Source organism: Dietzia sp. B44, from assembly GCF_014145245.1.
In the GTDB taxonomy this organism is placed as follows: Bacteria; Actinomycetota; Actinomycetes; order Mycobacteriales; family Mycobacteriaceae; genus Dietzia; species Dietzia natronolimnaea.
This window is the reverse complement of record NZ_JAALEF010000015.1, coordinates 1-12567: the sequence shown is the minus strand read 5'-3', so window position 1 is coordinate 12567 and position 12567 is coordinate 1. Positions and strand designations below refer to the sequence as shown.

Annotated in this window: 17 protein-coding genes and 1 pseudogene; 10 read left to right on the top strand and 8 right to left on the bottom strand. The window is 70.0% G+C overall.

Translation table 11 applies throughout. From position 1 onward, the window contains the following. Nucleotides 1-278: pseudogene (locus tag G6017_RS00700) on the bottom strand (MFS transporter); the annotation flags it as partial. 73 nt (nt 279-351) lie between these two features. Here G6017_RS00700 and G6017_RS00695 point away from each other — a divergent pair. Together G6017_RS00695 and G6017_RS00690 are read left to right on the top strand one after the other, a co-directional pair. After that, complete coding sequence (locus tag G6017_RS00695) at nt 352-984, top strand: YqgE/AlgH family protein (protein WP_179523990.1); 633 nt, start codon at nt 352-354, stop codon at nt 982-984. Between the two features lie 77 nt (nt 985-1061). Further along, nucleotides 1062-2267 carry an MFS transporter gene (locus tag G6017_RS00690; protein WP_347237917.1) on the top strand — a complete coding sequence of 402 codons (1206 nt, stop codon included), beginning with the start codon at nt 1062-1064 and terminating at the stop codon, nt 2265-2267. A gap of 22 nt (nt 2268-2289) precedes the next feature. On the opposite strand, the gene G6017_RS00685 is transcribed toward G6017_RS00690, so the two are convergent. Together G6017_RS00685 and G6017_RS17270 are read right to left on the bottom strand one after the other, a co-directional pair. Further along, nucleotides 2290-2724, bottom strand: a complete 435-nt coding sequence (locus tag G6017_RS00685) for a VOC family protein (protein ID WP_182609913.1) — start codon at nt 2722-2724, stop codon at nt 2290-2292. Further along, nucleotides 2721-3596, bottom strand: a complete 876-nt coding sequence (locus G6017_RS17270) for a helix-turn-helix domain-containing protein (protein WP_182609914.1) — start codon at nt 3594-3596, stop codon at nt 2721-2723. Before G6017_RS17270 ends, G6017_RS00685 begins: the two co-directional genes overlap by 4 nt. A gap of 64 nt (nt 3597-3660) precedes the next feature. Between G6017_RS17270 and G6017_RS00675 the strand changes: the two genes are divergently transcribed. Together G6017_RS00675 and G6017_RS00670 are read left to right on the top strand one after the other, a co-directional pair. Beyond that, nucleotides 3661-4365: an AzlC family ABC transporter permease gene (locus G6017_RS00675; protein ID WP_179523987.1), complete on the top strand. Its 705-nt coding sequence runs from the start codon at nt 3661-3663 to the stop codon at nt 4363-4365. A 62-nt stretch (nt 4366-4427) separates the two neighbouring features. Further along, the gene (locus G6017_RS00670; RefSeq protein WP_182615420.1) at nt 4428-4712 is read left to right on the top strand and encodes an AzlD domain-containing protein; all 285 of its coding nucleotides are present in this window, start codon (nt 4428-4430) and stop codon (nt 4710-4712) included. Nucleotides 4713-4823: 111 nt separating this feature from the next. Here the strand turns inward: G6017_RS00670 and G6017_RS00665 are convergent, their stop codons facing one another. Then, entirely contained in the window at nt 4824-6071 is a 1248-nt protein-coding gene (locus G6017_RS00665) for a cytochrome P450 (RefSeq protein WP_179526068.1), read from the bottom strand. Nucleotides 6072-6139: 68 nt separating this feature from the next. Here G6017_RS00665 and G6017_RS00660 point away from each other — a divergent pair, with 68 nt between their 5' ends. After that, nucleotides 6140-6592 (top strand): MarR family winged helix-turn-helix transcriptional regulator, encoded by a 453-nt coding sequence (locus G6017_RS00660; protein WP_347237916.1) that lies wholly within the window; start codon nt 6140-6142, stop codon nt 6590-6592. Nucleotides 6593-6798: 206 nt separating this feature from the next. After that, nucleotides 6799-7212 carry a hypothetical protein gene (locus tag G6017_RS00655; protein WP_182615416.1) on the top strand — a complete coding sequence of 138 codons (414 nt, stop codon included), beginning with the start codon at nt 6799-6801 and terminating at the stop codon, nt 7210-7212. 7 nt (nt 7213-7219) lie between these two features. Here G6017_RS00655 and G6017_RS00650 read toward each other — a convergent pair whose 3' ends face one another. Together G6017_RS00650 and G6017_RS00645 are read right to left on the bottom strand one after the other, a co-directional pair. Further along, complete coding sequence (locus G6017_RS00650; protein WP_182615414.1) at nt 7220-7765, bottom strand: GNAT family N-acetyltransferase; 546 nt, start codon at nt 7763-7765, stop codon at nt 7220-7222. Between the two features lie 77 nt (nt 7766-7842). Further along, complete coding sequence (locus tag G6017_RS00645) at nt 7843-8130, bottom strand: hypothetical protein (RefSeq protein ID WP_182615412.1); 288 nt, start codon at nt 8128-8130, stop codon at nt 7843-7845. A gap of 893 nt (nt 8131-9023) precedes the next feature. Here G6017_RS00645 and G6017_RS00640 point away from each other — a divergent pair. Beyond that, nucleotides 9024-9722 carry a type 1 glutamine amidotransferase domain-containing protein gene (locus G6017_RS00640; RefSeq protein ID WP_182615410.1) on the top strand — a complete coding sequence of 233 codons (699 nt, stop codon included), beginning with the start codon at nt 9024-9026 and terminating at the stop codon, nt 9720-9722. A 4-nt stretch (nt 9723-9726) separates the two neighbouring features. Next, on the top strand, nt 9727-9942 hold the full coding sequence (locus tag G6017_RS00635; protein WP_182615409.1) for a hypothetical protein: 216 nt from the start codon (nt 9727-9729) through the stop codon (nt 9940-9942). 31 nt (nt 9943-9973) lie between these two features. On the opposite strand, the gene G6017_RS00630 is transcribed toward G6017_RS00635, so the two are convergent. Then, complete coding sequence (locus G6017_RS00630) at nt 9974-10957, bottom strand: bile acid:sodium symporter family protein (protein WP_182615407.1); 984 nt, start codon at nt 10955-10957, stop codon at nt 9974-9976. 50 nt (nt 10958-11007) lie between these two features. Between G6017_RS00630 and G6017_RS00625 the strand changes: the two genes are divergently transcribed. Then, on the top strand, nt 11008-11391 hold the full coding sequence (locus tag G6017_RS00625) for a YidH family protein (protein ID WP_182615405.1): 384 nt from the start codon (nt 11008-11010) through the stop codon (nt 11389-11391). Further along, nucleotides 11388-11756, top strand: a complete 369-nt coding sequence (locus tag G6017_RS00620; protein ID WP_182615403.1) for a DUF202 domain-containing protein — start codon at nt 11388-11390, stop codon at nt 11754-11756. Before G6017_RS00625 ends, G6017_RS00620 begins: the two co-directional genes overlap by 4 nt. 52 nt (nt 11757-11808) lie before the next feature. Here the strand turns inward: G6017_RS00620 and G6017_RS00615 are convergent, their stop codons facing one another. Continuing rightward, complete coding sequence (locus G6017_RS00615; protein ID WP_182615401.1) at nt 11809-12387, bottom strand: hemerythrin domain-containing protein; 579 nt, start codon at nt 12385-12387, stop codon at nt 11809-11811. Between the last annotated feature and the right edge of the window lie 180 nt (nt 12388-12567).

Here is a 12567-nt window from a genome sequence, read left to right as displayed (position 1 = left end):
TCCCGCCTGTCCCAGCGGTCCAGGGCGGCGGCGGCGAACGGGCCCACGATCGAGTACGGCAGCAGCATCATGGCGAACCCGCCCGCGATCGCCGCCGGTGTCGTGGCGGTCTCGGGGCTGAAGAGCACGATCCCGCCGAGCGCGGCCTGGTGGATCCCCTCGCTGAGCAGGGCGGCCAGGCGCGCGGTGGACAGGCGGCCGAGACCGTCGGACTCGCGCAACGCCGTGGCCAGGCGCCCGCGCGTCGGATCGGCCGGTCCTGCGGACAAGGAGGTCACGGGAGCCACCGTAGCGAGACCCGATCGAGGGGACGCGGATGTGGGCGGGCGGTGGCGCGGGCATCATGGGGACATGGACACGGGACCGGACGATCTGAGTGGCGGAGGCCTCTTCGGCGACCGCCTCTATGACGCGATGGACAAGCGGGATCCCGTCGCGGGTTCGCTGCTCATCGCGGCGCCGGACATGCCGGACCCCAACTTCCGGCGCGCCATCATCTACGTGATCGAACACGACCATTCCGGTTCACTCGGCGTGGTGATCACCCGCCGGAGCGACACGCCGGTCGAGACGATCCTGCCCGGCTGGGCGGAGATGTGTGCGCCACCGGCCGTGTTCCACATCGGAGGCCCGGTCAAGCCGGACACCGGGATCGCGTTGGTGGTGCTCGGGTCGGGCGTCGACGGCGAGATGCACCAGGGGTTGCAGCAGATCGAGGGCAGGGTCCACGTGGTGGACCTCGACAGCGAACCCGACCTGCTCCGCGACTCCGTGGAGGGGATGCGCGTGTTCGTGGGGTACACCGGCTGGGCGCCCGGGCAGTTGCAGGGAGAGCTCGACCGCGGCGACTGGTACGTGGCCCCCAGCCTGCCGAGCGATCTGCTCGCGCCGGCGCACGTGGACGTCTGGGGAACGGTGCTGCGTCGCCAGGAGATGCCTCTCCCCCTCTACGCGACCTTCGTGAACGACGGGGACGTGAACTGATCCGACCCGACCGGTCGGGTGTCTCATTATGTGAGACGAAGTAGTCAGATAGTAGGACCGCGAGTATTCTCCCGCTGGTGGACGCAGGAGCGAGCGGCGAGACCCGGGTGGGCCCACGACAGTGGGCGATCCTCGGCGTCGGTACGCTCGCCGCGTCCTCCGCCTCGGCGTTCGTGGCCGGTGTGGCCTTCCTGCTCCCCTACCTCCACTCGGTGGCCGGCCTGTCGCTCCCCGCCGCGGGTGCGCTCGTGGCCATGCCCTCGGTCGGGACCGCACTCACTCTCGTGGCCTGGGGCTGGCTCGTCGACCGCGCCGGAGAGCGGCTCGTGCTGGTGAGCGGATCCGTTCTCACCACGGCCGCCCTGGCAGGCGCTCTCATCACCCCGTCACTGACCCTCCTCGGCGTGTGCTTCCTGCTCGCGGGAGCGGCCTCGGCATCGGCGGCCTCGGCGAGCGGTCGACTGGTGGTGGGATGGTTCCCCGCTGGTCGACGGGGCATGGCGATGGGCGTCCGGCAGATGTCGCAACCCCTCGGAGCGGCGGTCGCGGCGATGTCCATGCCGGCGCTGGCCGCCTCGCAGGGTCTCCGGGCCGCGCTGGCGGTCCCCGTGGTCATGGCTGCGGTCTCCGCGGTCGCGGCGCTCGTCGTCGTCACCGATCCTCCCCGGCCGGACCGTCACGACCCCGGGTCCACCACACTCGCCACCTCGCCGTACCGGGCCTCCCGCTACCTGCACCGGATCCACGGCGTCTCGGTGCTGCTCGTACTCCCCCAGGCGCTCATGCAGTCGTTCATGCTCGCGTGGTTGGTCCTCGGGCACGGCTGGTCGCCCGTCTCGGCCGGCGCGGTCGTGACGGTGGCGCAACTGCTGGGTGCGGTCGGACGCATCGTCGTCGGCGTGATCTCCGACCGCGTGGGCTCGAGGCTGACTCCGCTTCGCGCGGTGGCTGTATCGGCTTCGGTGGGCCTGGCGGCCCTGGCGGCCGCGGAGGTCTTCGGCGCCCCCGGAGCCGTCGCCGTGGCCCTTGCCGTGATCGCGACGGTCCTGTCCGTGGCGGACAACGGACTCGCCTTCACCGCGGTCGCCGAACACGCCGGACCCCATTGGAGCGGGCGGGCCCTCGGAGTCCAGAACACCGCGCAGTTCCTCGCGATCTCGGCGATCACCCCGGTGTTCGCGGCGGGAATCGACCGGTGGGGTTACGGGCCGGTCTTCGCCGGGGCCGCGCTGGTGGCCGCGCTGGCCGTGCCCGTCGTGCCTCGCGCCGACCGGGTCCGGTGATCCCGACCGGTGTGCCCGGCCGTCACCCGGTGGCCGCGCCGGGCGCCGGGTGTCCCCGGTACTGCCCCACCGACCACACGTTCCCCTCGGGGTCTCGGGCGGAGAAGGTGTGGTCACCGTAGTCGGTGTCGTGCATCTCCATGACGATCTCGGCCCCCGCCGCCCGGGCGCGCTGGTAGACGGCGTCGGAATCGGCCGTCACCACGTAGGCGAGACCCGTCCCGGGTGGTGTGGCGTGCGGGTCGTCGTCCCCTCTCCCGCCGTCCCCGAGCATGACGCCTCCGCCCTCCGGCCAGAGCAGTTCGGCGTGGACGATCCGCCCGCCCTCGGTGTGCGAGACGGTCTCGACGAAGCCCAGGGCCTGGACGAGCCAGTCGATCACGACCCGGGAGTCGGTGCAGCGGAAGCAGTGCCAGACGGTGGGCGCGGGTTCGGCGCCGGGTTCGTGTGTACTCATGCCGGTGAGTCTCCCCCGGGGTCGGGCGGCCAGGCTTGGATGTTTCGGAACTCCTCCTCGATCCAGTTCGTCGGCGACGTGCCCGCGTACCGCCGATAGGCGGCGTCGAGGTGGGCGTGGTCGGCGTACCCGTGGTCGTGGGCGAGGTCGGCCAGTCGGAGCCCGTCCGGCCGTGGCCCCGAGGCCCCGCGAACGGCCTCACGCAGGGCCGAGTGAGTTGACTCGAACCGCATCAGGTCGGCGAGCGCCTTGGTCCCGATCCCCAGTTCGGCCCTGCAGAGCGTCGACAGGTGGCGGGGCGTCACCCCGACCTCCGAGGCCACCCGGGACACCCGCATGCGACCACCGGAGGCCTCGAGCAGTCGCCACGCGCCCACCACCTCCCGGCGCGGACCGGGTACGCGTTCGTACCTGTCCGCCGCCGAGGCCAGGCCCGCGGCCACGAGGTCGGCGCGGTCACGGGCGGGTGCCGAGGCCACCCGCGAGTGAAGCGCCCGGACCCGGGAACCGAGGACGTCCTCGCCCTCGTGCGTGAGCTCGGAGAGAGCGGCCGCCGGCATCCCGAACAGGCGCCGCGCGGCGAGGGGGTGCACCGCGACCTGGACGCCTTCCTCGCGGTCGGGCCGTTGCAGGTAGACGGGTCGGGTGTGGAACCCGCCGAGGCAGACGTCGTGGCGTACCCCCTCCCGGCGGGCCCAGTCCGCGAAGGAATACGAGCACAGCAGAGGAGCGTCCGTGGCGACGACGAGGGTCAGGGTGGAGGAGGGCAGCCCCCGGTGTGGTGGCCGCTGCGGCCGCGGGCCGATCCCCTCCACGGCATACGAGATGAGCCGCCTCACCCCGGGCGGCGGAGTGGCCTCGCGCACGCTCACGCCACCAAGTGTGCCCCGTCCCGTCGGGGGTGACCAGACCCCCGCGGTCGCTACACTGCTCCGCGTGCCGTCCACCCCCTCTACCAGCGCAGAGATCCGCAAGGGTCTGGCCGACTGCTCCACGGTCGGACTCGGTCTGGTCCCCCTGGGACTGGCGTTCGGGGTCCTGCTCACCCAGGCGGGATTCGCGTGGTGGTGGGCCCCGGTGTTCTCCGTGGTGATCTACGCGGGGTCAATGGAGTTCCTGGCGATCGGTCTGCTCACGGCCCTCACTCCCTTGTACTCGCTGGCCGCGGCGGCGTTCCTGGTCAACTTCCGCCACGTCTTCTACGGACTGAGTTTCCCGTTGGACGCCATCCGCTCGCGTCTCGGCCGCCTCTACGCCGTCTACGCGCTCACCGACGAGGTCTACGCGATCACCGCCACCAAGCGGCGCACGGAGATGACGGGGGCGCGGACGTTGACCATCTCCCTCACCTGTCAGACGCTGTGGGTGGTCCCCGGCATCGTCGGCGCGCTCGTCGGGGCCGCTCTGCCCGCCGGGCTCGACGGTCTGCAGTTCGCGCTGACCGCGCTGTTCGCCGTCCTCGCGGTGGACGCGTGGCGTGCCTCGGGAGACCTGCCGGCCCCCGTGATCGGCCTGGTGTGCGGTCTGGTGGCGGCGTGGCTGGCCCCGGAGCAGATGCTGATCGTGGGGCTGTGCGCGTTCGTGGCCGTGCTGATCGCGCGGTACGCGTGGGCGACCCGCGAGGGGCGGGAACCGGCGTGAACTCACCGCTGACCGGTGCCCCGGTGCCGGGAGCCGGGTATCTGCTCGCCGGGCTGGGCGTGATGTTCGTCGTGACGATGGCCCTGCGTGCTGCCCCGTTCGTCGCGCTCACCCGGCTCCGCGACTCGCGGGTCGTGCGCTACCTGGGCCGCACGATGCCGGCCGGCGTGATGGTGGTGCTGGTGGTCTTCACCCTGCGCGGCACCACCGCCGACCTCGGCTCCTGGCTGCCCGCCGGAGCCGCGTTGGCTCTCACCCTGGCGGTGCACCTGGTGTGGCGACGGGCGGCGGCGAGCATCATCGTGGGTACCGCCACCTACATGCTGCTGGGAGCCTGGCTCGGGTGAGACCGGCACGCGCGTCCCCCGATGCACTGCCGCACGAGCAGGGGGGCAGGCGAGAGTTCACCGGGAGGAGCGGCTCCGCGGAACCACGGCGGCCCGGCCGATTCCTGCAGTTCAGTGGGCCACGGGACAGGTGCCCAGGTCGACCTTCCACTCGGTGAGGCCGTTGAGCCAGCCGGACCGCAGCCGCGTGGGTTCGCCCAGCGCGGTGAGGTCGGGGAAATAGTCGGCGACGGCGTTGAAGATGATCTCGAGCTGCATCTTGGCCAGATTGGCGCCGAGGCAGTAGTGGGGACCCTGCCCACCGAAGGTCACGTGGGGGTTCGGGTCGCGGAGGATGTTGAACGTGAACGGGTCCTCGAAGACGTCCTCGTCGAAGTTCGCCGATCCGTAGCAGATCAGCACGCGATCCCCCTCGGCGATGGACACGCCCCCGATCTCGACGTCCTCCATGGCGGTCCGCTGGAACTGGGTGATCGGTGAGGCCCACCGGAGGATCTCGTCGTAGGCGGTCTCCGGGCGCTCGCGCTTGAACAACTCCCACTGGTCGGGGTTCTCCAGCATGGCCACCATGCCGTGGGTGGTGGCGTTGCGGGTGGTCTCGTTGCCGGCGACGGACAGCAGGGTGACGAACCAGCCGAACTCCTCGGGCGACAGGTGCTCTCCGTCGACGTCGGCCTGGACGAGCTTGGTCACGATGTCGTCCCGCGGGTTGGCGGCGCGGTCCTCGGCCATGGTGTTCGCGTACCCGATGAGTTCCATGGACGCGATGGCGGGAGCGTCGGGGTCGCCCCCGGCGTCGTAGCTGGTCATGATGTTGGACCACTCGAAGATCTTGTGGCGGTCCTCCTGCGGAACGCCGAGCAGGTCCGCGATCGCCTGGAGCGGGAGCTCGGAGGCGATCGCGGTGACGAAGTCGTCGGCGTTCGACTCCGCGGCGGCGGTGACGATCTTGCGCGCGCGGTCGGCGAGTTCCTCGCGCATGCCGGCCACGCCGCGTGGGGTGAAGCCGCGGGAGATGATCCGGCGGTGCTTCTTGTGGATCTCACCGTCCTCGTTGACCAGCATCGACCGCTGCGCCTCGATGATCGAGCGGTCGGTTCCCTCGGAGAACCGAGGGATCATCGTGTTCTCCCCCGCGGAGAACAGTTCGCCGGTGAGGCGCGAGATCTCCTTGACGTCGGCGTGCCTGGTGACGAGCCAGTAGTGGTCGTCGTCGAAGCCGTCCGACCCGGGACGCTTGTCGACGCGGTGGATCGGTTCGGTCTGCCGCAACTGGCGCCACTCCTCATGCGGGAGTCGTTTCTCGAACAGGTCCGGGTCGGTGAAGTCGAATCCTGCTGGGATGGTCACGTTCACGATGTCTCCTGCGCCTCGTCCACCGCCGGTCGGCAGGTGTGGGAAAGGTGAATAGTGGTAACTATATACGCGTGGCACTGTCTGGGAGTGAGATTCTCGATCGCGCGTTGATGCTGGCCGAGGAGATGTCGGGTTCGATCGAGCGCGCTGCGGCGAACTACGGCCTCACGGTGCCGCGACTGGAGTTGCTGTTCGTCCTGGGGCTCGAGGGCGAGTGCAAGCAGGTGGAGCTGGCGACCTTCCTGGACTGCTCACCGCGCCAGGTCACCGCACTCGTCGACGGGCTGGTCGCCAGCGGACACGTTGTCCGGACCATGCCGCCGGACGACCGGCGGGTCCGTCTGGTCAACCTCACCGACGAGTCGCGCCGGATCGTGGAGGAGGTCGTGTCGGCGCGCGTCGCGCTGGCGGAGTGGTTGTTCGAGGGGCTCGACGACGACGAGCTGCAGGCATTCGGGGCCGTCTCGGAGAAACTGGTCTCCCGGATGGGTGGACGGGCACTGAGCCGGCTGGCCGAGCAGTGAGTAAGAGCGGCGAATCAGTCCCCTGACACCAGCATGTGAACGATGCTTGCCCTATGGGTCTTCGACACGTTGTGGCCGCGGTGGCTTCCGTTCTGGTGCTCGGCGCGTGTGGGTCCGGGGAGGGCGCGCCGGACAGTACAGCGACGTCGTCATCATCGCCATCGGTCCCGACGACCTCTGCGGAAGCGGAACCGGCCGAAGAGCAGGTGGAAGAAGGCAACGCAATCGACGAAACCCCGGTCGAGGAGACTGCCGAGACGGTCGCGCAGCCGCACATCATCGACTGTCAGAGGGGATTGGGCCCCGTCGAGACGTATTGGTCAGACGGAACTGTGACCGGCTACTCCGAGTACTGTCAGTCGGTCAGCGATGCCACGCTCCGGGAAGAGCGCGAGGCCAACACTCCTGTGTGCGACGGAGCCGTCTGCCGCTATCCGAGTGGCGCAGAGATGCCCGATCCCAATGCTCAGCCGGCGTTCGATGTGCCCTACACCTGCAACTATGACGTCCTGTGCGACGACGCGGGCAACGTGATTCCGGGGCCGGGAGGGCCGGAAGTCGGGGTGCTGCTGGGCAACGGGCAGACGTGTGCGGGCAACGGCTGCACTCGACCTCGATGAGTGGGGTTCAGGTCGTGCAGGCCGCGCAGCCGGTCTCGTCCCGGGCGTATTCGACGAACCCGCGAGACAGGTAGTTCGGGATCGCGGCCGGGGAGTCGTCCCCGCACGTGTGCAGCCATACCCTGCGGCACCCCGGGACCTGCCAGGCGATCCGGACGGTCTCGGAGAGGAACCATCCGCCGAGACCCAGGCCGGCGAAGCGCGGGAGCAGGCCGAAGTACACGATCTCGACATCGACACCGTCAGCCGGGTCCCCGTGGCCCGAACCCGGCTCGTCCCCGAGCGGGCTCATGCGAAGTTCGGCGAACCCGGCGACCTCGCCGCCCCGGGTCGCCCGGAAGGTGGTGACGCAGGGGTCCGCGCAGTAGGAGGCCCAGCGTCCGTCCGACCACTCGAGTCGGTCGGTCCACTTCCAGTCGGCGCCGATCTCGCCGTACATCTGCGAGTTGAAGGCGGGCTCGGCGGGGAAGACCCGGGAGATCGTCAGGTCCGCGCGGCGAGCCGGGCGCAGCCACGACGCGGAGGTCTGCTGCAGATAGGTCACGCTGGTCATCGCGCTATTCAAGCACCGGAGCCCTGCGGCGACCCAACCGGAGCCGGGGCGCAGCAGGGTGCGGTGGACGCCGGGCGTCAGTTGACGGTGAGGTGTACTCCCGGAATGTTCAGCCCATTGACAGCTCCCGCAACAGCGGCCGCGCCGTTGTTGAAGCCATCCGCACTCGCACTCTGCAGGCCCGCGCCGGTGAACGGATTGGCTGCGGCGGCTCCGCCGAGACCGAGAGCAGAGACGGCGCTGCCGGTGCCGAGTCCGGCGGCACCGATACCGGCGGCGAGTGGAGAGATGCCGAGTGCCGCGGCGGGACCGAGGTACGGGAGGATCGCCGCGCCCAGGCCGATGAGAAGGGTGATGGGGTCCATGGTGGGTCCTTTCGTTGATTCTCTGGAACGTCAGCCGATGGTCACGTGCTTCGGCTGCACGACTGGTGGAGGCTGCACCGGGATCAACGGGATGGTGATGGCCGGCGGTGCGGGCGCTGGTGGAGGAGCAGGTTCGGGTGGCGGCGCGGGAATCGGCGCAGGAGCACGACCTGGCGCCGGAGCCGGCCGATGGGGCTGCGCGGCCGGTGCGGGAGCCGGGGCTACGCGAACGGTCGCGGCGGCCCCAGCCGGAACGGCACGAACCGCGGGCACCTCTGGGGTGGACGATGCCAGGGGCTCCCGCGTGACCGAGGCGGTCGACGTGGCTGGGACGGGTGGCTGCGGAGTCGTCGTCGTGGGGTGGTCCGTGGTGACCGAGGCGGCGGTGGTGGTCAACCCGGCCTGGGCAATCGGGGCGTCGGACGAGGCCCCATCGAGGACCTCGGATCCCCCGGCGGTGAGGACCGCGGCAGCGGCGCCCGCGGTGGTGCCGAGGAGGACCAGTCCGGCGAGGGCAAGCGATGCCGTCATCGGACTCGGCGCTCTCCGCGCGGTATCGCCGTCCATTCCCGCCCTCCCGGTCACTCGAACGGAACACTGTGGTCGCTCACACACGTGCCACTCAGCTCGTGCGGCGAGAACGTTAAGGGGAGCCTCCGAAGCCGGCAATTGCTTCGTCGACTAAGGATGAGAGCCCGGTTTCGAGGCGTTGACCTGCTGATACATCGTCAACATGGGTGTTATTCGCATTGCCGCTGGTAGGGCGCGGGGAACGGCCGCGGAGCACGTGGTCGGAAGTCAGACGAACATTCGCTTACATCGTGCCTGCTGTGATACGGAACACGGCGGACGCGTTCAGTTGCGGTTCAGCGTGACCTCCGTAGTGTCGCGGCATGGCTACCGTGTTGATGATCATGTCCGCAGCCGACCACTGGACCCTCAAGGACGGGTCGGCGCACCCCACCGGTTTCTGGGCGGAGGAGTTCGTCGCCCCGTACGAGGTGTTCACCGACGCCGGCTGGTCCGTCACCGTCGCGACCCCGGGTGGGCGTGCTCCCACCGTCGACCAGGCAAGCCTCGGCGAAGGCGCCGGCGACCCGGAGACTCTCGACAAGGTCAAGGCCTCGCTCGACCGGCTCGCGCCCGTCCTGAACTCGCCGGCCGACCTGACCTCCGTCGACCACAACCAGTTCGACGTGGTGTTCTACCCGGGCGGCCACGGCCCGCTGGAGGACCTCGCCGTGGACAAGACCTCCGGGGCGATCCTCGCCGAGCGGGTGACCGCGGAGAAGCCGCTCGCCATGCTGTGCCATGCCCCGGCGGCCGTCCTCGCGGCGTCGGATGACGCGTCGACCTCGCCGTTCGCGGGATTCAAGATGACCGGGTTCTCCAACGTCGAGGAGGAGCAGGTCGGGCTGGCGGAGAACGCGCCCTGGCTGCTGGAGGACAAGCTCGTCGAGCTTGGCGTCGAGTACTCCTCGGCCGCCGAGCCGTGGGGCTCGCACGTGGTGGTGGACCGCAACCTCTACACGGGTCAGAACCCCCAGTCCTCGGAGGAGCTCGCCAAGCGGATCGTCTCCGACCTCGGCTGACTCCGTGCCGGTGAGTCAAATCGTCGACCGGAACACCGTCGTCGACGGTCACCGGATCTCGTTCGGCGTGCACGGCGAGGGCGACCCCGTCGTCCTTCTCCACGGAACGCCCATTCCTCGACGCCCACCGGGGCTGACCGGGCCCGGAGCGCTCGGGGTGCTTCTGTACATCCTGCTGGAGAGCCGGGCCAGGGCGGCGGGCAGGCCACCGGCGCGGTGACCCTCGGCGGGGTCGTCATGCGCGCGGCGCCTCACGCCGCGGGCGCCTCGGTTCCCTCCGCACGGCCGTAGTGGCCCGCCAGCCACGCGCACACGATCAGCTGGATCTGGTGGAACAGCATCAGCGGGAGCACCAGGAGTCCGACGGGCTGGCCGACGAATAGCACGGCGGCCATGGGCAGCCCCGTGGCCAGCGATTTCTTGGAACCGCAGAACTGCACGACCCGCTTGTCGCGGTCGGCGAACCCGAGCGCGCGGGAGATCAGCCCGGTCAGGCCCAGCACCACCGCGAGCAGGACGCAGCACGCGGCGATCAGCCACGCCAGCTGGGCCGGCCCGACCCTGGACCAGATGCCGTCGGCGACCCCGTCGGAGAACGCCGCATAGACGATCAGCACGATCACCGACTTGTCGAACAGCGCCAGGCGCCTGATCCTCGCGGTGACCGGCAGGACCCACCGCCGCAGCAGCTGGCCCAGGACGAACGGCAGGAGCAGCTGCAGTGCGATCTTCCCGACCGAGTCCCACGTGATGACCACCGATCCGTCCCTGGTCATGAGCGCGAAGACCAACAGGGGAGTGATGACCACCCCGAGCAGGTTCGACACGGACGCGGAGACCACGGCGGCGCTGACGTGGCCGCGGGCGATCGCCACGAAGGTGATCGAGGACTGCACGGTCGAGGGTACGAGCGTCAGGAAGAGGAAACCGGCGGCCAGTTGCTCACCGAGGACCGGGGTGAGCGCCCATCTGCCCAGGAGTCCCAGGGCCGGGAACAGCAGGAACGTCGCCGCCAGCACCACCGAGTGCAACCGCCAGTGCTTCACACCGGCCAGCAGTTCACGGGGTTCCAGCCGCGCGCCGTAGAGGAAGAACAGGACCGCGATCCCCACTGTCGTGACCCAGCCCAGCGCCGTGGCCGCGCCTCCGGTGGCCGGCAGCACCGCCGCCACCACGACGGCGGCCAGGATCGCCAGGATGAACGGCTCGATCCGGAGGCGACGCAGGAAGTTCATCGCACTATTGGATCACCCCGGTGTGCACGGGCGGCCGATAGGCTCAGGTGATGACTGAGCACGGAGGACAGGGGTGGCGGCCCAGGTCGCTGCGGGACGGTGAGGAACCGGACCCGCGGTTCACGCTCGCCAACGAGCGCACATTCCTGGCGTGGATCCGGACGAGCCTCGGCCTGATGGCCGGCGCCGTGGCGATGGAGGCCTTCGCCGGCGACGAGATCCCGGAGTTCATCCGCACCCCGCTGGCGTGCGTCCTGCTCGTGATGGCGGCACTGCTGGCGACCGTGTCGTTCCGACGGTGGCTCCGGATCGAGGCCTCTATGCGCCACAATGATCCGCTGCCCGTCCCGCAGGCCTCGATCCTGCTGGTGCTGGGAATCGCGATCGGGGCTGTCCTGCTCCTGGTCGCGATCCTCGGAGGCACCTTCGCATGAGCTCCCCGCGGCGCCGGATCGGGGTGCGCCCCGAGGCCACGCCGCCCGACGCCGGGCTGCAGTCCGAGCGAACGAGTCTGTCGTGGGCCCGGACCTGGGCCGTGGTGACGGTCAACATCATCCTCGTGGCCAAGCTGATCGCGGAGACCTCGTGGCTGGGGGCGGCCGTCTTCTCGATGCTGTTGGTGGTCCCGCTCCTGGCGCTGCTCAGGGTGCAGCGGCACCACGAACGACGGGTGGGGCGCTTCGTCCGGGGCGGTGAGGTCCGGCAGACCCAGGCCCGCTACAACGTCGGCCTGGTGGCGATGGTGCTGGTGATGGCCGCGTGCGGGCTCACCGCCGTCCTGGTCCGGGTGCTGTCCTAGCTGTACGGACCAGCCGTACGGACCTCCGCGCCCGGACCAGGACCGGGTCGGATCAGGTGTTCTTGAGGCGACCGCTCAGGGCGTCGCGGAGCCGGTCGACCATGCCGACACCGGGCCCCAGCGTCATGTGGAACAGCTCGGAGTGCGGGGAACCGGGGTGCGGGCGGGTGGGGGCGATCACCTTGGCCGCCTCGACCTTGCGACCGAGGTCGACCAGATCCTCGGCGGAGACGGCTGCCCGCAACTTGGGGAACTGGTCGCTCTCCTCGTCGTCCGCGTGGTGATCGAGGAGTTCCTTGAAGCGCTTCACGGTGGCGATGAACTCGGCGCTCTCGGAGTCCAGGCCCTCGAGCTCCTTCATCACCTCTTCGATCTCCTGGTGCTCTTCCTTGTCGTGCTCGACCTCGTCGCCGCCGTCCGGGACCTCGCGCTCGTAGACGGGGTAGACGAACAACTCCTCGGCCACCGAGTGCCGGGTCACCTCGGCGATCACGGAGTCGGCCAGCGAACGGCGCTCCTTGGGGTCGGTGGTCTCCTCGATCATCTCGATCAGCCCGATCATCTCGCGATGGTCGGCGGTGAGGATGTCGACGACGTCCTTGTTGGACTCTGTCGTGGACTTCTGGGCCATGGCGAGCTCCTTCACGGTGTGGGTCGGATGGACCTCTGACCGTAGGCAACGTGCGGGAAGCGGGCCACCGGTCGGGCCGGGACGCGGGCCCCCACCCGGGCCCCCCACGCGGGCCCCACACAGGCCTCCCCGCGCTGCCCTACCGGGTGGTGGCGCTCTCCGATTCGCACATGCCCTGCA

Coding starts and splice junctions, on each gene's coding strand:
- G6017_RS00645 (WP_182615412.1), bottom strand. CDS start 8,130: ATGGACCCCATCACCCTTCTCATCGGCCTGGGCGCGGCGATCCTCCCG.
- G6017_RS00695 (WP_179523990.1), top strand. CDS start 352: ATGGACACGGGACCGGACGATCTGAGTGGCGGAGGCCTCTTCGGCGAC.
- G6017_RS00685 (WP_182609913.1), bottom strand. CDS start 2,724: ATGAGTACACACGAACCCGGCGCCGAACCCGCGCCCACCGTCTGGCAC.
- G6017_RS00650 (WP_182615414.1), bottom strand. CDS start 7,765: ATGACCAGCGTGACCTATCTGCAGCAGACCTCCGCGTCGTGGCTGCGC.
- G6017_RS00625 (WP_182615405.1), top strand. CDS start 11,008: ATGACTGAGCACGGAGGACAGGGGTGGCGGCCCAGGTCGCTGCGGGAC.
- G6017_RS00670 (WP_182615420.1), top strand. CDS start 4,428: ATGTTCGTCGTGACGATGGCCCTGCGTGCTGCCCCGTTCGTCGCGCTC.
- G6017_RS00630 (WP_182615407.1), bottom strand. CDS start 10,957: ATGAACTTCCTGCGTCGCCTCCGGATCGAGCCGTTCATCCTGGCGATC.
- G6017_RS00620 (WP_182615403.1), top strand. CDS start 11,388: ATGAGCTCCCCGCGGCGCCGGATCGGGGTGCGCCCCGAGGCCACGCCG.
- G6017_RS00640 (WP_182615410.1), top strand. CDS start 9,024: ATGGCTACCGTGTTGATGATCATGTCCGCAGCCGACCACTGGACCCTC.
- G6017_RS00615 (WP_182615401.1), bottom strand. CDS start 12,387: ATGGCCCAGAAGTCCACGACAGAGTCCAACAAGGACGTCGTCGACATC.